Source organism: Enterovibrio calviensis DSM 14347 (assembly GCF_000621165.1).
Lineage (GTDB): Bacteria > Pseudomonadota > Gammaproteobacteria > Enterobacterales > Vibrionaceae > Enterovibrio > Enterovibrio calviensis.
In genome coordinates, this window is record NZ_KK211218.1 from 308,828 (window position 1) to 333,832 (window position 25,005).

The 25,005-nt window shown below is 46.1% G+C and carries 22 protein-coding genes; 12 read left to right on the plus strand and 10 right to left on the minus strand.

The genetic code is table 11. The annotated features are described in order from the left end of the window. Positions 1-144 precede the first annotated feature (144 nt). Positions 145-939: a hypothetical protein gene (locus tag Q365_RS0122585; RefSeq protein WP_028025491.1), complete on the minus strand. Its 795-nt coding sequence runs from the start codon at positions 937-939 to the stop codon at positions 145-147. A 631-nt stretch (positions 940-1,570) separates the two neighbouring features. Here Q365_RS0122585 and Q365_RS0122590 point away from each other — a divergent pair. Further along, the gene (locus Q365_RS0122590; protein ID WP_028025492.1) at positions 1,571-2,032 is read left to right on the plus strand and encodes an RNA methyltransferase; all 462 of its coding nucleotides are present in this window, start codon (positions 1,571-1,573) and stop codon (positions 2,030-2,032) included. Between the two features lie 111 nt (positions 2,033-2,143). On the opposite strand, the gene Q365_RS0122595 is transcribed toward Q365_RS0122590, so the two are convergent. Further along, on the minus strand, positions 2,144-3,493 hold the full coding sequence (locus Q365_RS0122595; protein ID WP_028025493.1) for a magnesium transporter: 1,350 nt from the start codon (positions 3,491-3,493) through the stop codon (positions 2,144-2,146). 368 nt (positions 3,494-3,861) lie between these two features. Between Q365_RS0122595 and thrS the strand changes: the two genes are divergently transcribed. From thrS to rplT, 4 genes are all read left to right on the plus strand, one after another. After that, positions 3,862-5,790 (plus strand): threonine--tRNA ligase, encoded by a 1,929-nt coding sequence (thrS, locus tag Q365_RS0122605; protein WP_028025494.1) that lies wholly within the window; start codon positions 3,862-3,864, stop codon positions 5,788-5,790. 3 nt (positions 5,791-5,793) lie between these two features. Then, positions 5,794-6,339, plus strand: coding sequence for a translation initiation factor IF-3 (gene infC, locus Q365_RS0122610; RefSeq protein WP_081796374.1), 546 nt, complete (start codon positions 5,794-5,796; stop codon positions 6,337-6,339). Between the two features lie 103 nt (positions 6,340-6,442). Further along, positions 6,443-6,637: a 50S ribosomal protein L35 gene (gene rpmI, locus Q365_RS0122615; RefSeq protein WP_017010327.1), complete on the plus strand. Its 195-nt coding sequence runs from the start codon at positions 6,443-6,445 to the stop codon at positions 6,635-6,637. 41 nt (positions 6,638-6,678) lie between these two features. After that, positions 6,679-7,032: a 50S ribosomal protein L20 gene (gene rplT, locus Q365_RS0122620; protein WP_016962081.1), complete on the plus strand. Its 354-nt coding sequence runs from the start codon at positions 6,679-6,681 to the stop codon at positions 7,030-7,032. A gap of 78 nt (positions 7,033-7,110) precedes the next feature. Here the strand turns inward: rplT and Q365_RS0122625 are convergent, their stop codons facing one another. The 6 genes from Q365_RS0122625 to Q365_RS0122650 are packed head-to-tail and all read right to left on the minus strand — an operon-like array spanning position 7,111 to position 13,807. Continuing rightward, the gene (locus tag Q365_RS0122625) at positions 7,111-8,016 is read right to left on the minus strand and encodes an SMP-30/gluconolactonase/LRE family protein (protein ID WP_035025600.1); all 906 of its coding nucleotides are present in this window, start codon (positions 8,014-8,016) and stop codon (positions 7,111-7,113) included. A 4-nt stretch (positions 8,017-8,020) separates the two neighbouring features. After that, positions 8,021-9,601: an aldehyde dehydrogenase (NADP(+)) gene (locus Q365_RS0122630; protein WP_028025497.1), complete on the minus strand. Its 1,581-nt coding sequence runs from the start codon at positions 9,599-9,601 to the stop codon at positions 8,021-8,023. Between the two features lie 17 nt (positions 9,602-9,618). Then, positions 9,619-10,554 (minus strand): YncE family protein, encoded by a 936-nt coding sequence (locus Q365_RS0122635; protein ID WP_028025498.1) that lies wholly within the window; start codon positions 10,552-10,554, stop codon positions 9,619-9,621. Positions 10,555-10,575: 21 nt separating this feature from the next. Beyond that, positions 10,576-11,586, minus strand: a complete 1,011-nt coding sequence (araD1, locus tag Q365_RS0122640) for an AraD1 family protein (RefSeq protein WP_028025499.1) — start codon at positions 11,584-11,586, stop codon at positions 10,576-10,578. A gap of 10 nt (positions 11,587-11,596) precedes the next feature. Then, a complete protein-coding gene (locus tag Q365_RS0122645) occupies positions 11,597-12,769 on the minus strand; it encodes an L-rhamnonate dehydratase (protein ID WP_028025500.1) in 1,173 nt (390 codons plus the stop codon). After that, positions 12,770-13,807 (minus strand): 4-hydroxythreonine-4-phosphate dehydrogenase PdxA, encoded by a 1,038-nt coding sequence (locus Q365_RS0122650; RefSeq protein WP_028025501.1) that lies wholly within the window; start codon positions 13,805-13,807, stop codon positions 12,770-12,772. It abuts the gene before it with no gap. Positions 13,808-14,388: 581 nt separating this feature from the next. Between Q365_RS0122650 and Q365_RS0122655 the strand changes: the two genes are divergently transcribed. From Q365_RS0122655 to Q365_RS0122680, 6 genes are all read left to right on the plus strand, one after another. Next, positions 14,389-15,495: an ABC transporter ATP-binding protein gene (locus Q365_RS0122655; RefSeq protein WP_028025502.1), complete on the plus strand. Its 1,107-nt coding sequence runs from the start codon at positions 14,389-14,391 to the stop codon at positions 15,493-15,495. 61 nt (positions 15,496-15,556) lie between these two features. Further along, entirely contained in the window at positions 15,557-16,903 is a 1,347-nt protein-coding gene (locus Q365_RS0122660; RefSeq protein WP_028025503.1) for an extracellular solute-binding protein, read from the plus strand. Positions 16,904-16,958: 55 nt separating this feature from the next. Beyond that, entirely contained in the window at positions 16,959-17,927 is a 969-nt protein-coding gene (locus Q365_RS0122665) for a carbohydrate ABC transporter permease (protein WP_028025504.1), read from the plus strand. 15 nt (positions 17,928-17,942) lie between these two features. Next, a complete protein-coding gene (locus Q365_RS0122670; protein ID WP_017010338.1) occupies positions 17,943-18,770 on the plus strand; it encodes a carbohydrate ABC transporter permease in 828 nt (275 codons plus the stop codon). A 158-nt stretch (positions 18,771-18,928) separates the two neighbouring features. Further along, the gene (locus tag Q365_RS0122675) at positions 18,929-19,735 is read left to right on the plus strand and encodes a c-type cytochrome (protein WP_245621600.1); all 807 of its coding nucleotides are present in this window, start codon (positions 18,929-18,931) and stop codon (positions 19,733-19,735) included. Continuing rightward, complete coding sequence (locus Q365_RS0122680; RefSeq protein WP_028025506.1) at positions 19,735-20,928, plus strand: cytochrome and DOMON domain-containing protein; 1,194 nt, start codon at positions 19,735-19,737, stop codon at positions 20,926-20,928. The genes Q365_RS0122675 and Q365_RS0122680 overlap by 1 nt, the downstream gene beginning before the upstream one ends. 84 nt (positions 20,929-21,012) lie before the next feature. On the opposite strand, the gene Q365_RS0122685 is transcribed toward Q365_RS0122680, so the two are convergent. Both Q365_RS0122685 and Q365_RS0122690 read right to left on the minus strand, forming a co-directional pair. Continuing rightward, positions 21,013-21,756 (minus strand): FadR/GntR family transcriptional regulator, encoded by a 744-nt coding sequence (locus Q365_RS0122685; RefSeq protein WP_028025507.1) that lies wholly within the window; start codon positions 21,754-21,756, stop codon positions 21,013-21,015. A 406-nt stretch (positions 21,757-22,162) separates the two neighbouring features. Then, on the minus strand, positions 22,163-23,521 hold the full coding sequence (locus Q365_RS0122690; RefSeq protein ID WP_035025603.1) for a polysaccharide deacetylase family protein: 1,359 nt from the start codon (positions 23,519-23,521) through the stop codon (positions 22,163-22,165). 486 nt (positions 23,522-24,007) lie between these two features. Between Q365_RS0122690 and pheS the strand changes: the two genes are divergently transcribed. Then, entirely contained in the window at positions 24,008-24,991 is a 984-nt protein-coding gene (gene pheS, locus Q365_RS0122695; RefSeq protein ID WP_028025509.1) for a phenylalanine--tRNA ligase subunit alpha, read from the plus strand. The last annotated feature ends 14 nt before the right edge of the window (positions 24,992-25,005 follow it).

The window sequence follows — 25,005 nt, forward strand, 5'->3', positions numbered from 1 at the left end:
CACCTATTGCGCTTTGGTTCACTTTATATGTTGAAGCTAATCGTACTCGACTGAGTGGCCGTTATTCTGTGGTTCCCAAAAAAATGCCTCAGAATTATTCTGCGGCATTGCTCCTTTATTACGTGCAGTTGAGAGGAGGCAGGATTAAACCCACATGAACTCGTCAGCTGCTGGCATTACCGTATCGCCACAACCACAGTCAGTGCCGTTGCCCATGTCTGTACCGTGACCCATGTCTGTGCCGTGGTCTGTTCCATGATCAGTAACGTGGTCAGTTAGCCAACCCATGCCCATTTCTGCATGTGAAAGACCGTCTACTGTGTTTCCGAAGACATGGTTGTTTGCGGTTTCCCAGGTTTCCATCGCAGGATCAACAATGTGGTCAGTCAGGTTATCGAACACAAAGCTTTGAGCATCATCTAAAAGTAGGGGAGCTTGAGAAATGTCATTGTGACCAATGATGCCAGTAAGCAGTTCGCTTGACGCTTCAGACACCATGTCGATCGGGATCTGCAGCAGTTCAATGTCGTGCTCTAGATGCATAGCGATATGTTCTTCGGCGGTTTCAATAATCTCGCCAACACCGTCTTTGATGATTTCTGGAATGCACTCAGCATTGCCTTCGATTGCGGCATCAACAACTTCGCCAGTCGTTGATACAACAGTTCCAACGGCTTGGCCAACTTGAGCAACGTTCATCATAAAGTGGTGAGTGACGATTTCAGCGGCGTCAGTAACACCGTCAACGACCGTAGCTACCGCAGCGGTAATGCCATTAATTATGGGTATATCAGCTGTTACCTCGGCAATTTTATCACCCACATCGCTGATGAACTCGTCCACCGCGCTCACTGCGGTGCTGACTGTATTGGCTACGGTTGTTACTACCGTAGAGATCGCATCACCAATGCCTTTAAAGATATCTGTAAACCATCCCATGATGTTCTTCCTTTTCTTACTGTGAAGTTATTTCACGTTCCATAAATGTCTCGTACTGCTATTTCCGAGACCGTTTGCATGCAATCCGTCAAAATGCGTCTACCTCATCGTCGTGAGATATCTAAACGTTTTGCAAACTCCTGTGACTGAGCGATGAACCCATCCGTCGTTTCGCTCGTGTTCTTGATGCAACTTGCTTTGATGAGTGATCGTTGAGCCTGAATGTCTAGTTTTTATGAGAGTCTAGTTTCATCTAACGCACTGACTTTTCGGTCAATCTTGTGGGCTGTTGACTAAGTGCCTAAATCTAATGTCACTCAAAACATGCAAAGTGATGAAAAAATTAGACGTTGGTGCAAATCACTGTGGATTCACGCGTGAACGTCGTGTGAATGCCGAGGAGTGAGAAGAGAAAACATAGGCTGATTACGCGCCGTTAGGATGACAAGCAAGGTGCTTGGCGCTTTTGTATATTGGTGCTTCTGTATAAAAGCGGGAAGTGACGTCTTGTGGTATGGCATACGCATAACGTGTGCTTTTTGCTTTTCGAATTAAACTGTTTTCAATCCGAGAGGAAAACTGCAATTTGATGTAGAATGTCGGCAATTTAATTCATGGCGTTATCTGAAAAATGAAACAAGGCTACAGTTGTATCGGGTTAGTTAACCCAAAAACTCCCGAAAATGTGGGTTCTGTTATGCGTGCCGCTGGCTGTTACGGCGTTAATTCAGTGTTTTACACGGGGACACGTTACGACAGGGCAGCAAAATTTTGCACCGACACAAAAAACCGAGTGTTAGACACACCGTTAATTGGCGTTGAAGATCTCAAAGCGATCGTTCCAGTGGGATGTATTCCTATTGCTGTGGAACTGGCTGAAGGCGCAAAACCATTGCCTGACTATAAGCATCCTGCTCGTGCGTTTTACATCTTTGGCCCAGAAGATAACTCACTGAAAAAAGAGATCACGGATTTCTGTGCTGAAACCATTTACGTGCCAACCAATGGTTGCATGAACTTGGCTGCTGCTGTGAATGTGATTTTGTATGACCGCATGGCAAAGGGCACCAATTTTTCAGGGCACCTAAAATAGAAGCGCGAAACATTGCCTATGTTGTTGTAAGAAAAAGCCTCAGTGAAATGAACTGAGGCTTTTTCGTTTGGCTAACCGCGAGTCGCGTGAGCCAATCGGTTTGTTAGCCAATCAGCCAATTAGCAATAAGCTACCGAGCCCCAAGAAGGCAACAAAACCAACAATGTCAGTGACGGTGGTGAGAATGACCGAGCCCGAAAGAGCGGGGTCGATTTTGAGCTTATCGAGTATGACGGGAATAAAGATCCCCGCGATAGCAGCGCAAACAATGTTAACAACGATGGCGACGCCAATAACCACACCTAGCCACAAACTATCAAACCAATACCCCGCAACCAGACCAATGACGATTGACCACAATACGCCGTTTAGCGCACCGACCTTTATTTCTTTCGTCAGAAGGGGTTTGAGGTTGGCTTTTGAGATTTGCCCCAACGCCAAACCGCGCACAATCAGAGTGAGTGTTTGACTGCCAGCAATGCCACCCATGGATGCGACTACTGGCATCAATACCGCCAGCGCAACGACTTGCTGAAGGGTTGCTTCGAACATTCCGATAAACCACGACGCTAAAAATGCAGTCATAAGGTTAATGCCAAGCCAGATGGCTCGGTTTTGGGCACTTTTACGCACAGGCGCAAACAGATCCTCGTCTTCATCAAGACCGGCTTTTGCCATTAATTGAGATTCTGCTTTTTCGCTTTGGAGTTCATACGCAGTGCCCATGTCTAAGCGGCCAATGAGCAAACCACTTTCCGTTACGACGGGTAACGATGACTCACCGCTCAATGCCACTTTGTCCGCGGCGGAGTAAATACCTTCTTTCGCATTCAGCGAAGGAAAGTCATCTTCTGAAAATTCTGAAATACGCAAGGCGGGGTCAACGCCAAACAGACGATTGATCCGAACTGTTCCTTCCCAATTACCTCGGCTATCTACCAGAAATATCACATGGCTGTGCGGTGGCAAATGACGACGTAGCAATCGCATTACCACTTTGATTTTGGTTTTTGCGGGGACAACCAACGGCTGATGATCGCACCAGTGGCCAACTTCATTGTCATCAAATTGTTGTGCGGCCGAGTAACGGTTTTGCTGCTCTTCATCCATGCGCCCGAGGACATTCTCGAGCAAGTGATCGGGGATACTATCTTGAAGTTCAAGCAGGGTATCTGCATTAATACCAGTAAACAGCGAGAGTAAAACGTCTTCTTCTTGATCGTAAAGAATGGATGCGCTGGCATCCGTTCGCATTTCGACCAATACCGGTACTTTCATGGAGTCAGCAAGCTGATCCCAAGTACTTAGACGTTCGGCAAAAGGAAGTGATTCGAGAAGGAGTGCCAAATCGACTGGCGACGTTTCAAGTTTTAGTTGTTCAATAATGGCTTGTTGTGAATGAGCGTCGCCATTTTCTGTCAGTAGTTCACTGACGACATCCTGAATAGATTGGTTTTCCATGTATCCCCAAAAGAAGCAGATAAGTCATAGCGCAAGGGTAAGGAAGGGGTTTTACAATGGCAACCCAAAACGAGCGGTAATGAGCAAGGTGTTAGTGACAAAAAAGGTACTGTCTTCCCAAATACAGCCCATATATAGAGAGAAGTGAATCGATGAGTGAGCCTGGTGACCCCCAGATTAGTTGCGTTATTCTGTCACATGGTTACAATTCCACTCCGGTTTTAGCACGTCCATTTTGATTTGTACCAAAAAGACGCGCTTATGAACCCGCTCAATAATCTCCTTGTTTCTAACGTATTGTTACTAACAAGAAATAAATTCAACAAGTGCTACTGCGTATGTAGCACCACTGTAAATAGGACAATAAAATGCCTGTAATTACTCTTCCTGATGGTAGCCAGCGTTCATTCGACAACCCTGTGTCGACGTACGATGTTGCTTTTGACATCGGCCCTGGTCTTGCCAAAGCCTGTATTGCTGGTCGTGTTGACGGTCAACGTGTTGATGCATGTGACCTTATCGAAAACGACGCCAAGCTTGAAATCATCACTGCAAAAGATGCTGATGGTCTAGAAATCATCCGTCACTCTTGCGCACACTTGCTAGGTCACGCGATCAAGCAACTGTTCCCTGATGCTAAAATGGCAATCGGCCCTACCATCGACAGTGGCTTCTATTACGACATCGACTTGGATCGTTCATTGACCCAAGAAGACCTAGATGCGATTGAAAAGCGCATGAAGGATTTGGCGAAAACCAAATATGCCGTCGTTAAGAAGAATGTTAGCTGGCAAGAAGCACGTGATACGTTTGAATCACGTGGCGAGTCTTACAAAATTGAAATTCTGGACGAAAACGTTTCTCGTGACGACCGCCCAGGACTTTACCACCATGAAGAATACATCGACATGTGCCGCGGTCCGCACGTGCCGAACATGAGCTTCTGCCAAAACTTCAAGATTCTGAATGTTGCTGGTGCTTACTGGCGCGGCAACAGTGACAATAAAATGCTGCAACGTATCTACGGCACTGCGTTTTACGACAAAAAAGAATTAAAAGCGCACCTTGTTCGTCTTGAAGAAGCAGCGAAGCGCGACCACCGTAAACTAGGTAAGCAACTTGATCTGTACCACATGCAGCAAGAAGCGCCGGGTATGGTGTTCTGGCACCACAACGGTTGGACTGTTTTCCGCGAGCTGGAAGTGTTCATTCGTGAAAAGCTGACTGAATACGATTATCAGGAAGTAAAAGGCCCATTGATCATGGATCGCGTTCTTTGGGAACGTTCAGGTCACTGGGAAAAATATGCTGATTACATGTTCACGACTCAGTCTGAGAGCCGTGAGTATGCACTGAAGCCAATGAACTGTCCTGGTCACGTTCAGATTTTTAACCAAGGTTTGAAATCTTACCGTGATCTGCCATTACGTATGGCAGAATTTGGTAGTTGTCACCGTAACGAGCCATCAGGCGCTCTACACGGCTTGATGCGCGTTCGTGGCTTCACTCAAGATGATGCACACATCTTCTGTACGCCTGAACAGGTTCAGAAAGAAGTTACATCTTGCATTGAGATGGTATACGACACATACAAAACGTTTGGTTTTGATGAAATCGTCGTTAAACTATCAACTCGCCCTGAACAGCGTGTTGGTTCTGACGAAATGTGGGACCGTGCTGAAACAGCTTTGGCTGAAGCACTTGACGCAATGGGCATCAAATTTGAGATTCTGGACGGCGAAGGTGCCTTCTACGGACCGAAGATTGAATTTACGTTGCATGATTGTTTGGATCGCGCATGGCAGTGTGGTACTGTGCAACTCGATTTCGCTCTGCCTGAGCGTTTGGGCGCAACGTACGTTGGCGAAGACAACGAACGTCACACCCCAGTAATGATTCACCGTGCGATTCTTGGTTCATTAGAACGTTTCATCGGTATTTTGATCGAAGAATACGCAGGACATTTCCCGACTTGGTTGGCTCCTCAGCAAGCTGTTGTGATGAATATCACCGACAATCAGGCCGAATATGTTCAGGAAGTAGCGAAAAAACTGCAAAAAGCAGGATTTAGAGCATCAGCGGACTTGAGAAACGAGAAGATTGGCTTTAAAATCCGCGAACATACTTTGAAGCGCGTACCTTACATGCTTGTTTGTGGCGACCAGGAAATGGAAGCTGGCGAAATTGCAGTACGTACTCGCAAAGGTAAAGATTTGGGTAAATTCAAGATTGAAGATTTTGTTTCTCTGCTCGAGAACGAAGTTCGTACCCGAACGCTCAATATTTTGGAGGAATAAGGTATTAAAGGCGCAAGAAAAGCCCCGGTTAAACAAAATGCTCATCGCTTGAATGATGAAATTCGTGGTATTGACGAAGTTCGTTTGACAGGTCTTGATGGTGAAGCGATTGGAGTTGTTACTCTCCAGGAAGCGATTAAGGTCGCTGAAGAGGCGGGAGTAGATCTGGTTGAAATCAGCCCTAATGCCGAGCCGCCTGTCTGTCGTGTGATGGACTACGGTAAGTTCATATTCGAAAAGAGCAAGGCTGCGAAAGAGCAGAAGAAAAAGCAAAAGGTTATTCAGGTTAAGGAAATCAAATTCCGACCTGGTACCGACATTGGCGACTATCAGGTAAAACTACGCAACCTGGTTCGCTTTATTGAAGAGGGTAACAAGGTCAAGGTTACAATCCGATTCCGTGGTCGCGAAATGGCGCACCAAGAAATCGGTGTTGACGTTTTGAATCGTTTGAAGGAAGACACTGCCGAAATTTGTTTGGTAGAAAGCTTCCCGACTCGAATCGAAGGTCGTCAAATGATCATGGTTCTTGCCCCTAAAAAGAAGTAATTTCGGCATACAAGTAACATAAGAGGCTATGCCTTATGGCATAGCCTCTTTGTTCGCCGGATTACATTGTTATTAACATGCATACAATGCGGAGTTATTCATCATGCCTAAGATGAAATCAAACAAAGGTGCAGCTAAGCGTTTCAAGAAAACTGCTGGCGGCTTCAAGTTCAAGCACGCAACTAAACGTCACATCCTGACTAAGCGTACTACTAAGAACAAACGTCAACTGCGTCCAAACGCGATTTTGCCTAAGTGCGAAGTAGCAGCAGTTGTTCGTATGCTTCCATACGCATAATTTTTCTTAGTTTATTAACGATTTAGTTTAGGAGAGAGTCCATGGCTCGCGTAAAACGTGGTGTACAAGCTCGTGCACGTCACAAGAAAGTTCTAAAACAAGCTAAAGGTTACTACGGTGCACGTTCACGTGTTTACCGCGTAGCTTTCCAAGCAGTTACCAAAGCTGGTCAATACGCTTACCGTGACCGTCGTCAGAAGAAACGTCAATTCCGTCAACTTTGGATTGCACGTATCAATGCTGCGGCTCGTCAGAATGGTATGTCTTACAGCCGTTTCATCAACGGTCTGAAGAAAGCGTCTATCGAAATCGATCGTAAGATCCTTGCAGATATCGCTGTATTCGACAAAGCAACTTTCTCTGTACTTGTTGAGAAAGCGAAAGCTGCTCTGTAATTTTACAGAATAGATTTTGCAAGAAAGGGGAGCCTCGGCTCCCCTTTTTTATTGTCTGCATCTTGTGTTGTTTCGTCGTTAAGGCGACTCGATAAGGTGTGTATATTGTATTCCTGATGTGTTGAGCTGAATACCGTATAAAGAGGTGGTGGCGGTGATGTACAAATAGGATTGATCTTGGCCTCCGAACGTACAATTACTGACACGTTCCGGCACGGGAATGAGCCCAAGTTTGTTACCTTTGTTATCAATAACCGCGATACCACTGTCGCAACTACAGAAGATATTGCCTTGCGTATCTATCCGAAACCCATCTGGAATTCCAGGTTCAACGACACATAGTGTTTTTCCTCCGCTAAGAAAACCATCGTTACCCACTTGAAACGCTCTTATTTCCCTGCGTCCTTTGACGGGAAATTCCACTACCGACATATCTGCGACATAGAGTGTGCACTCATCTGGCGAGAAAGCGAGTCCATTAGGGCGTTGAACGTCGGTTGTCATGATGTCGAGTTCACCGGTTAAAGGATCAAACCGATAGACATAGCATCCCACCATTTCACTTGATGATTTGAAGCCTTCTTCGTCGCTTAAAATACCGTAGGGTGGATCCGAAAACCAAATGGTTCCGTCGCGCTTAACGATGAGGTCATTTGGACTATTGAGCCGCTTGCCGTCATAATTATCAACGAGGATCTCGTTCTCTCCGTTAGGTAACGTGCGGCTGATACCACGCCTGCCGTGTTCACAGCTGAGCAAATTTCCATCGAGGTCGAGGTAGTTGCCATTACTAAAATGCGAATTGTCTTTTAGAACAGTCAGCCCTTCTTGGGGATGCCAACGTAGAAGTTTGCATCCTTTGACATCACTGAATACAACCGCATTTTGATCCGGCAGCCAAACGGGCCCTTCGGCCCAAATGGCGCCAGTGCAAAGTTGTTGTACCTCTAGACCTTCGATCAGAAGTGATGAAATATCAGCCATATCGCTACCTCTTCTCAGGCTCGCCATCAATATGACGAGGAATGGAAAGAGGGTTGTTGGGGTTAATTTCTGGAGGAAGAAGCGTATTTGGCACGTTCTGATAGCAAACGGGTCTCACAAAGCGCTCGATAGCCATGCTGCCGACGGAGGTTGTTTGGCTATTTGAGGTAGATGGATAGGGGCCGCCATGTACCATTGCCGTTGAGACTTCTACACCGGTTGGAAAACCATTGAAAAGAATTCTTCCGACTTTCAGTTCCATTGTATCAATCAACTGCTGTGCGAAGGTTTGGTCGTCACTTTCACTATAGTGAATTGTACCGGTGAGTTGGCCTTCCAGTGATCCCAAGACATCAAGGGCTTCTTGCTCGCTGTTGCACGCCACTAACATTGAGAACGAGCCAAAGACTTCTCTATGCAGTGCGCGATCTTTTATAAAATCAGAGGCTTCTACTTCGACAAAGGCGGGTTCACAGGCATTATGACCTTCAGCATGCCCTTGCGTGATAACGCTTACTTCTGGGCTGTTGATCAATGCGCTCTTGTTTTCGCAGTAAGAGGAAAATATTGAGGGCGTTAGCATTGAGCCTGCACAATTGCCTTCCATGAGTTTGGACATGTGCTGTTTGAAATGAGTCAGCGCCTCACTCTTGAGCGCAATCACGAGGCCTGGGTTGGTACAGAATTGACCCGCTCCCATCATGAGTGATGCATAAAACTGTTCAGCTAGTGATGCTGTTTGTGCTGCTAGGGAGGCGGGCATGAATACCACTGGATTGATGCTACTCATTTCTGCATACACAGGGATAGGCTCTTCACGTTGCTGAGCAAGTGACATCAATGCGGTACCACCTGATTGCGAACCCGTAAAACCCACCGCTTTTATTTCTGGGTGTGAGACTAAGTGCTGACCAATCTCATTGCCAGAACCAAACACTAATGAAAATGTGCCCGGATGAAAGTTCAATTCGGCTAATGCATCTACAATACAGCGTCCGACCAACTCAGAGACGCCTGGGTGTGCGGAATGGCCTTTAACGATCACGGGACAGCCTGCAGCAAGTGCTGACGCGGTATCTCCACCAGCCACAGAAAATGCCAATGGAAAGTTACTTGATCCGAAGATAACAACGGGCCCAAGTGGAATTTTTCTTACCCCAAGAAACGGCCTAGGAAGCGGATGGCGATCGGGTAGGGCGGTATCTATTCTCACACCTTGCCAACTGCCATCTTGGATGACATCGGCGAATAGTCGAAGCTGATTGGCTGTTCTGGCGCGTTCGCCTTCAAGTCTTGCTGCTGGCAATCCCGTTTCTTTCATGCCCCTTTCTATCAGTGTGTCACCGAGCGCCATGATGTTATCAGCAATAAGACGTAATAAGTCGGCGCGTTGAGAAGCAGAGGTATGACGAAACAACTGAAAGGCTCCCGCGGCTAACACGCAGGCTTTATCGGCATCCTCACAGGTCGCCAGCCCGAAAGACGGTTCAAGCTTTTCGTTGGTCTTTGGGTCAAACCCTTGAATGCTTCCATTGGTGCCATGAACTGCGTGACCACCAATAAACATATTTCCCTGAACTGACATTAGTAAACTCCTTAACTCTATGAATATGCGGGCAGTAGGAAAGAAACATCTGGCTCTGCTAAGCAATCAAAGGTGCGTAAAATATGGGTGTTGTTGACATCCAACACTGCAACTTGATCGTTTGTCATGGAGACATAAGCCGTTGTACCGTCAGGATGAAAACTCACTGCAATGGGATCTGCAGGTAGTTCAATCACGCCTTGTGGCATCAACGTTTGATCATAAATAGAGATTGAACCGCCTTGATAATTGGTAACAAACAATTGTTGATTGGGTGAAAGGTAGACACGGGTAGGGTCTTGGCCTGACTCCGCCGACGCTTTCACCTCTAAAGACGATGTATCAACGGCAACGATGCTGTTGTCTAGACGGTTCGTGACAAAGAGTGTTTTACCGTCTTGTGCCAGGCAGTTTCCCTCTGGTTTTTTACCCGGATACATTGGTATGGGTTCAACGGTGGGTTCCCAAGGTCGTATTTTGGTTACCGTATGACTAAGCAAGTTCAGACAAAATGCGGTTTCACCGTCGGCGCTTAATGAAAAAAGGTGCGTCTTAAGTCCGCCAGAAGGCAATGCACGGTCCGGCGCTGTTGCTGTTTGTGGGTTTTCGTATATCACCATGACGTTGTGCGACTCACTCATGGCATAAAGTCTGTCTTGGTCGTCCATGGCAAGGCCATGAATGCGATAGTATGGCCAGGCACTGATGGTGCGAACATGTTCCTTTCGCTTGATGTCGATAACGAAAATATCGCAACCGCCGTTGTCGCCGATGATCCCCGAATTTTCAACGCCATAATGACCGACGTAGGCGAATTCACGGTTTGAATCTACGACAAATTCATGTGGGTAATTTGGCAGTATGATCTGCGTGATGGCTTCCCCTTTTTCCGCATCAAAAAAGCCGAGGGTATGAGCACTTTTTTGGTTCAGAATCAGCGTATCCCTATTCATTCTTCCCATTCCTTCGTTGTTTTAGCGCAAGGCTGCAATATGGATTGGATGACTAGACGTCTTTGTAGTCATGGTCAGTGTATTACGGAGAGGCTTACCAAACTCCGGCACACAGATTTCAAATACATCACCGTCTTGTGTTTCGATGCCATCGGCAAAGCTCAAGGTTGATGTGCCGAAATAGTGGATATTCAGATCACCCGGTTGACAGAAAAGGGCGTATTTAAAGTGGTGGTGCTCTAGGTTCTTAATATTGTGCGACATGTTGTCTTCACCCGAGGTGAAGGGCTTTTCCCATATCACACTGTTGTTTCGAATAATTTTACTGCTGCCTTCTAATGAAGGAGGCAAGTCACCGATCATGAGTTCGGGGCCAAAACTGGCTTGACGAAGCTTGGAGTGAGCAAGCCACAAATAGTTGTGACGTTCGGTGACATGGTCTGAAAATTCATTGCCTATGGCAAAGCCAACCCGATGTGGTGTGCCATTACTGTCATTGACATAAACACCAACCAACTCAGGCTCTTCTCCCGCATCTTGCGCAAATGCCGGTGATTCAATGGTGCCATAAGGACGACGTATGATATTTCCCGTTCCTTTGTAGAACCATTCTGGCTGAGAGGCGATGTGCTGTGGGGTGGCTTTTCCATCTTCAAACCCCATTTTAAACATACGCATGGAGTCGGTCAGTGCTGCCTCCTCATCGGCAATTTTTGCATGCATGGCGTCCCGAGTATCGGCGCTACCTAGATGGGTCAAGCCTGTGCCCGCGACAAAACAATGTGCATTATCAGGATGGTGTATCGGCGGAAGCAGCAGTCCATCATCAATCACGCTTTGGTAGCTCATCGTATGCTCGGAGAGCAAACTGTCGATCAGCGAGGTCAGCGTCGTCTCTTCGTTTACGGCCATGTTAACAAGCTCGTAAGTCGTTAATGGCAATGAAAGCGCTTGAAGGCTTTCGCCGTCTAGCACTTTGGCTACACGAGGGCCTGTTGGGCTCTTGTATTGAATAATGCGGTAAAATGACATGTGTGTTCCCTCACTCAATAATGTTGAAGTCATTGAGATATTTATCAGAAATTGAAATACCAAGACCGGGAGTGTTGTCGTCTAAGTTAATGGAGCCGTTCTGTGGCACTGGCTCGCCTTCAAAGATGTAGTAAAAGAGTTCATTCCCCACTTCTACATCGTGCACTGGGAAGAATTCAGAAATCGGTGATGCGAGCGTCGACATGGTGAGATGATAGTTGTGCATTTGACCTGCGTGAGGAATAACGGGAACACTATAAACCTCTGCAAGTGCATTGATTTTACGCGCTGCGGTAATACCACCGACACGGTTTGTGTCGTACTGAATGACGGACACCGCACGTTTATCGAGAAGTTCTTTGAAGCCGTGACTGGTAAATTCATGCTCACCGCCTGAAATAGGTATAGTGGTCAGTCGGTTTAACTCTGCATACCCGTCGATATCATCAGCGATCACTGGTTCTTCTAACCAGCGGGGTTCAAACTTCTCAAGTTTAGGGAGCATGCGTTTTGCGTATTCTAGGTTCCAGCCCATGTAGCACTCGAGCATAAGATCAACGTCATCCCCAATTACTTCTCTAACGGCTTCTACGCTTTTGATGTTTTCTCTCATGCCTTGCGGGCCATCATTAGGGCCATAACCGAAACGCATTTTTAGCATGTTGAACCCCTGATCCAGATAAGACTGCGCCTCGCGTTGCATCTCATCCAAATCTGTTCGGTAAAGCTTAGAGGCGTAGACGGGGATCGTCTCTTTGGTTCGTCCCCCCAGTAACTTGAATACGGGTTTGCCCGTTGCTTTGCCCATCAAATCCCAAATCGCGATATCCACACCAGATATTGCTGCCATACCAATGCCTTTGCGTCCCCATGCTAATGTGGACCGATACATCAATTGCCATAGGTATTCATAGTCAAAGGGGTCGTGACCAATAATGAGCGGGGCAAGGTAGAGATCAATGATCTCTTTTGCTATGCGAGGTGCAAGGGCGACGTTGCCTATTCCGACCAATCCGGTGTCTGTTTCAATTTCGATGACGGCCCAATCGTGAAATCGAAACGTGCCCATTGAATCCCCTTTACTCCAAAGCAGGTCTTTCGCGTTGGAACAAAAATGCTGTGAGGGTGGTACCGTTTTTCCTTTCCATTGGAAAACTCTTGCTTTAACGGATGTGATTTTCATTTATGCCTCTGTGTTATTTATTGCCAACGTTTCTTTGAAGGCTGATTGAGCCATGACGCAAGCGAGATTGAATGCATTCAGTGTGGCGTTAACGTTGGCTTGGTTTTTACCGGATATATCAAACGCAGTGCCATGAGCGGGGGTTGTAATTGCAATGGGAAGGCCGCCTTGAACGGTAACGCCTTTTTCGAAACCAAGGAGCTTTATCGCGATTTGACCTTGGTCGTGATACATGGTGACCACGGCATCAAACTCTCCGTCTCTGACTTTTAAAAAGAGGGTGTCCGCCGGAAAAGGGCCACTGACCGGGTAATGTTGCTCCTGGAGCGTCTTGACGGCGGGTTGGATGATCTCTATTTCTTCTCTGCCACAAATACCCCCATCACCACCATGCGGATTGAGTGCTGCAATGGCTATTTTGGGACGGGCTATCCCAGACTGGATAAGGCAATCGTGGATGAGTTTGGTTGCCTCAATGATTCTGTCTTGAGATATGTATTGCGTGACATCTTTGAATGGCACGTGTGACGAGATCCGAGAGGTCCAAATATCTCCGAGTGTGTTGAATTCACAGAAGTATTCTTTCACCTCTAGCTGATCGGCAAAAAAGTGCAGTTCATCCTCAAAAGGCATCCCTGCCAGCTTCATGGCTTGCTTGTTAAGGGGCGCGAAACAAATGGCATCTATTTCAGAAGCCTTCGCTGCATCTAGGCACATGGTCAGTACGTTGAGCACTGACGCACCACTTTCTTTATTCGCAACACCTACTTTGTGATCCGTTTCTGTCATCGTGGAGACGGGAAGGAAACACACGCTACCTACGGGTGTATGTTTTGCCTCCTCAAATGCGTTAATCACCGGAAGGTCATGCATCAATCCTGTCAGTGTCTGTGCATTGCTCCATAACCACCCATCGCCAACTAAGACGCAATGGCAGTGACGAACACGCTGTTCATTGGCGAGTAGTTTGGCCACCAGTTCAGGACCAATACCAGATGGATCCCCCAAAGTGATTGCAACGACGGGTGCGTTTCGCATGGTGTTCTCCGTATTCGATGAGTGATTGCGTCTTTCATCATTTTCATTTGGGTACAGAGGTACGCCTCGACCTTAATGGTATATAAAGCGTACCAGTTGATTTTATTCTTAACAATGTTTTGAAAAAATGGAAGCCACAAAACTAATGATCTAGTGGATTACGTATCTACATTTCATACGTTTAACCCGAAACAATACGCGGGTTTTAGCATTTGGCTATTACGTAACCTGCCTTATATTTGTTTTTTATCAGCAGGTTAAGTTTGTATTGGTAGGGGGGGATTTAAGGGTGGAAGATTTTCTTGTGTGAATCAAAACTAAGATCTATTTCTAAAATTACACTGGTAATTAAGAACTAAATCTTATTTTGGACAAAAAGTGCTCAGTTGGCATATTGGTCTTCAAGTCTTCTGGTATTGTTAATAGACCAGTTGAGAGCCGGGAGTGATACGGTGCTTAGCGAAAGGAATACAACTGCTGTCGATATTCCTTCGTTTGGTTAAGCGAGTGTCACTTCGAAAAATCTATCAACGAAATACGACGTTGGTTTAAAAAATCATGAGCACGTAAGGGAAGCGAAGATGCCTCAGATTCGAATTCAAAACCTAGTAAAACGCTATGATCATGTCGAAGTCGTTCATGGTCTTGATCTTACCTTTGATGACAATGAGTTCACCGTGCTGGTCGGCCCATCTGGCTGTGGTAAATCAACGACGCTGAGAATGATCGCGGGGTTAGAAGACGTGACCTCTGGGGGGATATACATTGGTGATCGCGAAGTGAGTTCGTTGGAGCCACGCGATCGCGACCTTGCGATGGTTTTCCAAGATTACGCGTTATACCCCCACATGAATGTTGAGAAAAACATCTCCTTTGCTTTAAGGCTCGCCAAAGTCAACAAAGAAGACATCGCGAAAAAGGTAAAAGAAGTATCGGAGATGCTTGGACTGGAACATCTTCTCCATCGTAAACCCGGCGAGCTATCAGGCGGGCAGCGTCAACGCGTTGCGATGGGCAGAGCGCTGGCTCGCGATGCGTCCACATTATTGATGGATGAGCCTTTATCTAATTTGGATGCCAAACTTCGTGCCCAGATGCGTGCTGAACTGATCCTGATGCGAAAGAAAGTAAACAAAAACATTATCTACGTGACGCATGACCAAATTGAAGCCATGACATTGGGCGACAGAATAGTCGTCATGAATGATGGATACGTTCAACAGCATGGCACGCCAGAGGAATTGTTTTGTAGACCTATCAATAAATTCGTTGCGGGTTTTATGGGGTCGCCATCAATGAACTTCCTTGAGGGAGAACTGATTAACACTGACGGTGAGTACTTTGTTGAAGGGGAGGGTTTTTCCCTAAAAACCGCTCCGGAATTAGCATCTTCCCTGTCTATTTTGTCGCAGACATCATCTTCTATTCATGTGGGTTTCAGACCATCTGCATTTTCCACTGAGTCTATTGCTGATTCAAACCCCATTTCATTACCCGTTTTGGTCACAGAATATTGCGGCTCACAGTCGATCATTGTTTCCGAAATTAACGGACAGCGTATCTCTATTGAAATTGATTCTGAATTTCTACCCAAACAAGGTGAGAACATTACGTTCTATCTCAAGTATACCGATATCTACCTATTTGATTCTAAAACGGAAAAAGCAGTTTACTCAAACGCACAGTAACGTGAGTCAACATGCCAAATCCATTCATCATCTACCCCAAAGCAGTTATGCGGGAGGAGCAATGTTACAGAATATCAATACGTTAAAACGATACACGGCCACGGTGATCGCCACAGTGGGTATGTTGATTTCACCTTTTGCGCTTTCTAACCCTTACAAACCCTATGAAGGTGAAGTGCTGGTGGTCAATTTCCCCGCGCATCCTCACTATGATGCGGTAATGAAGGTATTGCCAGATTTTGAAAAAGAGACGGGCATTGAGGTAGAAGTTGACCAACTTCAATACTTGGCAATGCGTCAAAAGCAAACACTCGAATTAACCAAGCGAAAAGGGGATTACGACTTGATCGCCTATGTGGTTTTTTCCAAAGCGGATTACGTATCGGCCGATCAAATTGAACCGCTCGCACGTTTTTTCATGAACCCTAAATTGGCAGACCCAAGTTACGACGCTGACGATCTGATTGATGGTTACGTACAAAATGTCGGTGTTGCTGGCGGTGCGAAAGGATACTTGCCTGGGCCAACGGGCGCACTATTTGGCATTCCTTTTGGTTCAGAGACGTCAGTGTTGGGTTACAGAAAAGACATTTTTGACAAGCACGGCATCAAAGTGCCAGAGACCTATGAAGAGCTGCTTGAAACCTCTTGTAAGATCCAAGAGCTAGAGCCAGACATGGTTGGGCTTGCTTCTCGTGGTAAATCTGGCCACCAAACCTCCCACGCATTTCTTCTTCACCTCGCCCCGTTAGGCGGCAGAGTGTTTGATGAAAATTGGCAGCCGACGTTGAACAGTCCGCAGGCAATTCAAGCAGGTAACGCCTTGAAGACCATTTTGGAATGTGGTCCAGAAGGTGGCACCTCGTTTGGTTTATCCGAAGCGAAGAATGCATTCCTACAAGGAAAAGCGGCCATGTACCTCGACACAACTGTGGTTGCTGGTGAGGTCGACGACCCTGAGAAATCAAAAGTGGTGGGTAAAGTGGCATGGGCTAAGCACCCAATGGGGGTGAAGCATGCCTCACAAACCGGTGGCTTTGGCATTGCGATTCCAAAAAACGCGCAAAACAAAGAAGCAGCATTTTTGTTGATGCAATGGCTTACCTCGAAAGAGACGGATAAGAAAATTGCTCTGGCAGGTGGTAATCCGTCTCGTTTCTCTACTCACCAAGATAGCGACGTCATTGCCAAATTCCCGCAAATGGAAATTTTCGGTGAAGCATTAAAAGATGCTGACCCTGATTGGCGTCCAATCATTCCTGTATGGGGACAGATAAACACCGAGCTAGGCACGAACTTGTCTAAGGCAATGACTGGCGAAATCACGGTTGAAGAAGCCCTTAACAAGACCAATAAAACGGCGGAGAAAATAATGAATAAAGCGGGTTATTACACTTATCAACAGTAAATAACGACAGGAGGCAGATATTGGTCTGCCTCCGATGCACAAATGGATGTGGAATATGCGAGACAAAGTCATGGTTTCCGCCGGTAATAGTGAAGCACCAGATAAAAAGTCATTCCGGCAGGTTTTAAATAAAGCTGCTCCCTATCTTTTCATGGCGCCAGCGGCAGTTATTTTGATTTTTGCCCTTTTATACCCAATGGCTTACATGATGACGGCGAGCTTCTTCGATTGGAGGCCAAGCCAGCCTTTTTCAGATGCCGAGTTTGTGGGCTTAAGTAACTATGTTTGGCTACTTGAAGATGAAGGTTTTTTTGAGTCTTTCTTTGTCACCTTCTCTTTCGCTTTTATCGTTGTTGGCATTGAGATGGTGCTCGGGGTAGGGCTTGCGTTAATGCTGGAAAGGCCGACAAGAGGCATGTCAATTTATCGAACAATTTTCATTTTACCAATGATGATTGCGCCGATTGCTGTGGGTCTCGTTTGGCGGTACATGTACAACCCCCAATTCGGAATTTTCAATAAAATTCTAAATGGATTGGGCATTGATAGCGTGCCATGGTTGTCCGACCCATCGTGGTCACTCTTCTCAATCATTTTGGCAGATATTTGGCAATGGACTCCTTTTGTCATGATCTTGTCCTTGGCGGCACTTCAATCTCTTTCTAGCTCGGTTGTTGAAGCTGCCAAACTAGACGGTGCGTCGAACTGGGCACTTATTTGGCACATTAAAATTCCATTGATGCTGCCCGTGCTCATTGTCACCTTACTGCTCCGGTTGATCGATGCGTTCAAGGTATTGGAAGTCATCATGATCCTGACCAATGGTGGACCTGGTCTCTCAACTGAAATTCTTGCGTTACGAATCTTTAAAACGGTGACAGACAGCCAAGAGCTAGGCCTCGCTGCCGCGTTATCAAATATGCTGCTTGCGCTTGTCCTGGTAATTACCGTCGCCATGTTCATGTTTAACAAGATGCGTGAAACGCGCAGTGCAAAAATCAAAGTCACTGCAGAGCAGTACTGAGGAAGGAGGATAAACATGAACAAGAAGACTTTGAATACAGCGCTTTATTACTTGGTACTCGTCTCGCTGATCGTTTTTTCTTTGGGGCCAATTGTATTGATGTTCGTGACGTCTTTTAAGTTGAAAGTCGATATCATGAGCGATTCGACGGCATGGTTCTTCATGCCGACGCTTCAAAACTATGCGTCCATGCTTGATGACCGCTCGTTGGTCAACAACATTGGTAACTCTCTCTATGTCGCGATTGTATCAACGGCTATCACTCTGTTTGCTGGTTGTATGGCAGCTTATGCCATTGTGCGTTATCGATTTTTTGGTCGCGATGTGGCGTCGATGACAACGTTGATCATGAGAATGGTGCCACCTGCTGTCTTGCTCGTTCCAGTCTTTGGCATTTGGACATTTGACTATGAGATTGATGGCACGCTAAATGGCATTGTTCTTATCTACAGCGCCATGAACCTTCCTTTTGTTATTTGGATATTACAGAGTTTTATTCAGCAAATTCCTATCCAACTGGAGGAGGCGGCCAGAATGGATGGGGCGAATCCTTTTCAAGTGTTCTACCACATCATTCTGCCTGTCATACAGCCAGGCCTCGCTGCAGCTTCCATATTTACGTTTCGTATTGCGTGGAATGAGTTCCTCATTGCAAATGCTATTTCTGACCGAAGTACGAGAACCACACCTGTATATATCGTGAATTCACTGACGGAATATAACATCGATTGGGGGGCAATCATGGCCATGGGTGTATTGCTCGCCATACCGCCGATCATATTTACGTTTGTGGCATCGAAACAAATTATTTCAGGGATGACCGCGGGTGCTGTGAAGGGGTAGAGATGACGTGGTTGTTAAAAAGGTTAGCGATAAAGCGATTATGTCGTTGGCAAAAAAGGCTGATCCTGTCTCTCACCCTTGTTGTCATAATCTGCTTGTCCGTGGGAGCCATCTTTATTTTCGCACCGCATTGGATATGGCCGAAAACGGGTGATCACTTGAATAGGCTCTCGGCTGATATTAAGAATGGCGAGTATGTTTTCCATTTATCTGGATGCGCGGCTTGCCATTCAACGGCGGCGAAGAAAGACGCACCGCTGGCTGGCGGAAAACGTATTAGAACACCGTTTGGCATCATTATGTCGACGAACATTACACCGGATGATGAATTTGGTATTGGCGGTTGGACGCGAGCGGAATTTGCAGATGCTGTTAGACAGGGAATATCTCCGCAAGGAGAGCATTATTATCCTGCTTTTCCTTACACATCTTACATAAAGATGAGTGATCAAGACGTTGTTGATGTTCAATCTTACATTGACCAGCGTATTGCGCCAATATCAGAGCCTAATAAAAACAAGGCCTTGCCATTTCCGCTGAATATTCGCGCCGGTATTGGTACATGGAAACTGCTATATAACCAACCTGCTTACGTGTCAGATGTTTCAGCTTATAACGAGATGGAGCAACGTGGTGCGTATTTAGTGGAGGCGTTAGGGCATTGCGGTGAATGCCACACGCCAAGAGATACGCTTGGTGGGCTTTTGCGCGATCAATGGATGGCAGGAGTGCCTCAAGGAGAGTTTAATCCAGCTCCCAGTTTACTGAATACCGGTGACGCGATGGGTGATTGGACGGACGAAGAGTGGCTCGTGTTTCTTCAAACAGGGAGGCTCTCTAATGGAGAGTACACGGGGGGGGAAATGAGCCATGTTATCAAGGAGATTACCTCGCATCTTATTCAGGACGATGCCGAAGCGATGGTTGCTTATTTTCGAACACTCAATGGTAAGGATAATCGCTAATGCCTGTAGTTTGGTTATTGCTTTTGCTCTTAGCAACTCCTCATAGTGCAAGTGCTGATGACTATTGCAAAGATTATCAGCATCAACAGACGTTGATAGACAGTGATCTTAGGCTTTGCTGGTCTTTGATCAATGACGATACGTTGCGCGTGAAAGCCATTCACCCCTCAAAGGTATGGATTGGCTTAGGCTTTGGTAAATTGATGAGCAATGCGGATGCGATCATCGGTTACGCGCACACTAAAGATGTGAAAGACAGTCAGTTAACGGGAAGGCTATTGTCATCAGTCAAGACAGACGCGGAACAAAACATTAAGCGCGCGCAAATTGACGTAAATGAAAACATGACAGTGTTGGTGTTTGAACGTGCATTAAATACGTCAGATGAGTCTGACGTTGCCATAGACCCGAATGCTGATATTGATATCATTTGGGCGATAGGGGATGGAGATAGGTTCAGCTTTCATGGTGAATACGGGGCACAGAAACTCAATTTTTCTACAGGAACGCAATACACTCGTGATATTCCATTACTGCTGCTTGTTCATGCGTGTTTGATGGTACTGGCGTGGGCTGTGATGTCACCGGTCATTATTACGATTACACGCTATTTTAAAGTGACTCCAGGCCAAGCATTTCCCAAGAAGTTAGATAATAAATTTTGGTGGATAACACATTGGCTTGGTCACAGTGTGGTCATCGCTATTTCTCTTATCGCCTTTTTGTTTAGTCTCATTAGTTTGAATGGTTTAGATACATCAACCATTCATACGAAAATTGGGCTGGTGGCCATTTGTCTTTCCTTGATACAAGCCTGTTATGGCTGGGCGAGAGGCACAAAAGGTGGGCCTGTTGACGATAATGGGAACCCCGTTCCGAGCAATAAAGTATTTGGTGACCATTATAATATGACCATCTACCGGCGCGTGTTCGAATGGGTACATAAATCATTGGGTTACATCTTATTGGCGGCCAGCCATGTGGCGATTTATAGCGGATTTTTCTTGTTTGAGCTTGGAGCTTGGGCATATGTCGCGATGCTTGTTTCTGAACTGGTTATGTTCGCCTTCTACCTGTTCTTCAGCCTTCAGCATCGCTGGATTGATACCTATCACGCGATTTGGGGGTTTAGTCGACGTCACCCGGGGAACAAGTACAGTAAAAGCCCGTATAAGGATATCGATCACAAATAGCTATGCACCCAAGCAAACTGAAGAGGTAGGATTCAGCGAGCTTCTTCAGATCGTTTGTGTACACAGGTCGTTCGGGTATACGGGTTAACCAAAACCATTTCTGTTTTTCATGGCAATTAATGTCGTGTCATAAACGCTATTGAGATGGTTAATCATCATCTCTTCTGCCCTGTCAGGATCTCTATTTTCAAGCGCGCGAAAGATCATCATGTGTTCTCGATAGCTTTTTTCGATGCTGCCTTCCACCGACAGAACAACCCGCCTGAACTGAAGTCCATATGAGTAGAGTTCTTGAACATACTTGTTCAGGAGCTCATTAGGGACGCACTCTGCGATAATTCGATGGAATTGTTTGTCTGACAGTTGGAAATGTACTGGCTGGTCGAAGAGCTTCTCTTGCTGCTCTAGAAGGACGCGAAGTGCTTTTATTCCGCTAGCATCGATGTTCAGTGTCGCTTTTCTAACAACGGCGCGCTCAATGATTTTTCGCGTTTCAAAGACGGTATCAATATTGTAATTATTTACTTCTAAATCAGAAAGGCTAGGGAGAAGACTCTGGCAAGTTTGAAGTAACTCAGGGCTTCGGTTGATCGTTGTCTTTGCACCGTGGGAAATATTAAGCAGGCCAAATTCAGAAATGACCCCCAATGAACCTCGGACTGTTTCTCTACTAACGCTAAACGTATTGGCTAGCTCTCTTTCACTGGGTAACACATCGCCATCCCTCAGCAGCCCCGTAAAGATCATCTCTAATATTTTTTCTGCGAGCACTTCCTTTTTTGTTTTGTTTTTCAGTACGTTCTCATCACCAAATAATGGTATCGGCATAGGGAAATATCCTCTATAAATGGTAGCCCTAGCGTAAGGTTGGAATTATATCCTTTCAGTGGTATCTAAACCATACCAGATCAGTGCAGAGGATGAAACGAGACCACTGTTTTCTCGTTAATAGTTGTCATTGAGAAAGGGAAAGTCAGTAAGAAACGTCATTGATGTGGTTGTTGATGAAAATAACCAAAAAAGAGGGGTCAAGCCCCTCTTGAATTTAGTTGATGCTCTGATCTCCATCAAAAAGGGACAACACCGAGCATGGCGTCAGTAAACTCGGCCGAAGGGAGACCCTCAGAGCGTTAAATTCCCGTGAAATAGAATGACTATTCCTACAAGAATTTGCCTTGAATTGAACACTCTGATGGCCTCTGAAACCGAGAATCTTCAGCTTACTTAGGTATATTTACTTAGGGGAACAAGCATCGAGCAGTGACCATGGGGAGTTTTCATATAATCCAGGGATCTGCTGCATTGTCCACCAAGCGGCTTGGTATTGCTTACCCATATATGTGACGCCGTCACCTTTCTGATAAGCTTTATGGGCATCCCACTCTGAAGTAGCGCATAGAGTGAGGGGTTCAGGTTCTTCCATCCAATCAACTAGCTGTTTATGGCTAACAAATCTTACGGCTGGTTTGGACAAGGCATAGGCTGTAAATTCTTCAAGAACACGTCGCCTTGATTCGACAGTAGACTCTGGCATGCCAAAGTGTTCAGCACCGTTCTGATATCCGTAAAACCCTGAATGTAAACCGAGTACTAATGGCGATTTGTTTCCACTTAATCTCAGGTCGAGGTTATATTTGTATATCGCTAACACATCATGTTCATTCAAGCCGGCAGCTCCCCATGCTGGCTCAAAGTATAAATTCCAATCGAAATTATCCCCTTTGCCTGATACCGCATCAAACCACGGAACACGTGATGAGATTTTGTCTCGCAATGAATAAGCTAATCCATAGCGATCCATTTCACTGTCGGGCGGCACAATTAAGGTATGTAGTGGGATTTCCCAAAGGTTGGGGTAGGTTGAGAGCGGGGGCTTCCAACCACCATTCACACCAATATCATGTTCTGGGCTGCCATTATGCAGGGTATGGGGCCAGAAATTGTTGGTGCCGTCGTGTTCTGGTGTGTTTCCAGCCGGCAGGCTCACATCGTATTGAATGTTATTGGCAGAAAGCGCAGCAAACGTATTGTCGTTATAGGTTAGAAAGGGTGCGCGATAACCATTGACGTTTGCGATGCCTACACCACCTTGTGCTTCAGGCATCATCAATAACTCATTACATAATGCGATTTCCTGTTGCCATTGATCCGCTGTCATCCAGCTATCCAATGGATTCCAGTTAACCTTATCATCTGGGTGCGTTTCGGTGTGATTACCAATGTCATGACCTTCCGCATTTGCCTGTCGCCATTTTTGCAGGATTTCTTCATTCCCTCTCGCTGGCCCACAGTGCATGAAGAAACTTGCTTTCAGTGACGCATTAGCAAAGGAATCTGCACCGTCTGGGTTTTTGTTTTTTTTGAGCAATTGAAGAACCCAAGACAGGCCATCTTCATCGAGGTTGTCATCAAAGCCTAGACTGACAAGCATCGGTGTTACATGAACAGGAATGGGGGAGTGTTGCTGTGGAGCCACGCTTATTTCTCCAGAGTAGGAAGGTAGTGAGAGGAGCAATATAGATGGCGTGATAATGGCATTTTTCCAAAACGATTGTGTCAGGCGATGCCCTTTCTGCCGTAGAAATGTATTCATTTTATTACCTTAAAAGTATTACAACGATTACGTGCTAGAACGGCGCACTTTTACAAACTAGATGTTTTGGATGCAAATAAGGCGGGTATGCGCCAAGTTGATAGAAATTTTTGGACGCTAAATTGAAAACTCAATGTTTGTTACATTTTCCGAATGAAGCGGATTTGGTGTAGGTCTCGTTAGTGGCTTGTTCTTGATTGGCAATCTGAACCTTACTGGCGTATTTCCCATCACCTAACCCATCGCGCTGGGTTTCTTAATTCGAGAAAACGATAAATTGATGATGAATTGTCCATGACTCTTACTTTAACGCAGTTTCAGTTTGGCTTTGTCACGCGGTTTATTTACTATGTAGCGTTACGTCTATACCAATTCTCAGAACGAAATTTAGGCGGTTGCTGGAAAAGCGACAAATCCAAATTTTGTTACGAGAATTGGTATTTTACTCACCGTAGGACACTGCCCGATTGGGTAGATGAGGAAACGATGCAACAACTAGAAGACATTCTGTCCAACGCAACAGTAGCCATTGAAGCGGCTGACTCTGTTGTGGCTCTGGATGAGGTACGCGTAAAGTACCTGGGTAAGAAGGGCGACCTGACTTTGCAACTTCAGGCTCTAGGTAAATTACCACCTGAAGAGCGCCGTGAAGCTGGCGCAAGCATCAACAAAGCGAAGCAAGCTGTTCAAGCTGCGATCTCTGAGCGCAAAAACGCGCTGGAAAGTGCAGAACTTGAAGCGAAGCTTGCTGCAGAATCTATTGATGTGACTCTGCCTGGTCGTCGCATCGAAAATGGTGGCATTCACCCAGTCACGCGCACCATTGAACGCATTGAGAGCTTCTTTGGTGATCTTGGCTTTGACGTGAAAACGGGCCCAGAAATCGAAGACGCATTCCACAACTTCGATGCGCTGAACATCGCAGAAGATCACCCAGCACGTACTGACCACGATACGTTCTTCTTCAACCCAGACTTGATGCTTCGTACGCACACTTCTGGTGTTCAGATCCGTACCATGGAAGAAAACCAGCCACCGTTGCGTTTCATCGCACCTGGCCGTGTTTACCGTAACGATTACGACCAAACTCACACCCCAATGTTCCACCAAGTGGAAGGTATGCTGGTTGATGAGAACGTAAACTTCGCACAGCTGAAAGGCATCCTTCACGACTTCCTATGTAACTTCTTTGAAGAAGATCTTGAAGTACGTTTCCGTCCTTCTTACTTCCCATTCACTGAACCTTCAGCAGAAGTGGACGTTCGTCGTAAAGACGGCAAGTGGTTGGAAATCCTTGGCTGCGGTATGGTTCACCCGAACGTGCTACGTGCTGTAAACATTGACCCAGAGAAATACTCAGGTTTTGCCTTCGGTATGGGTGTTGAGCGTCTGACCATGCTGCGTTACGGCGTGAATGACCTGCGTGCGTTCTTCGAGAACGATTTGCGTTTCCTGAAACAATTCAAGTAAGCATTGGGGTAATT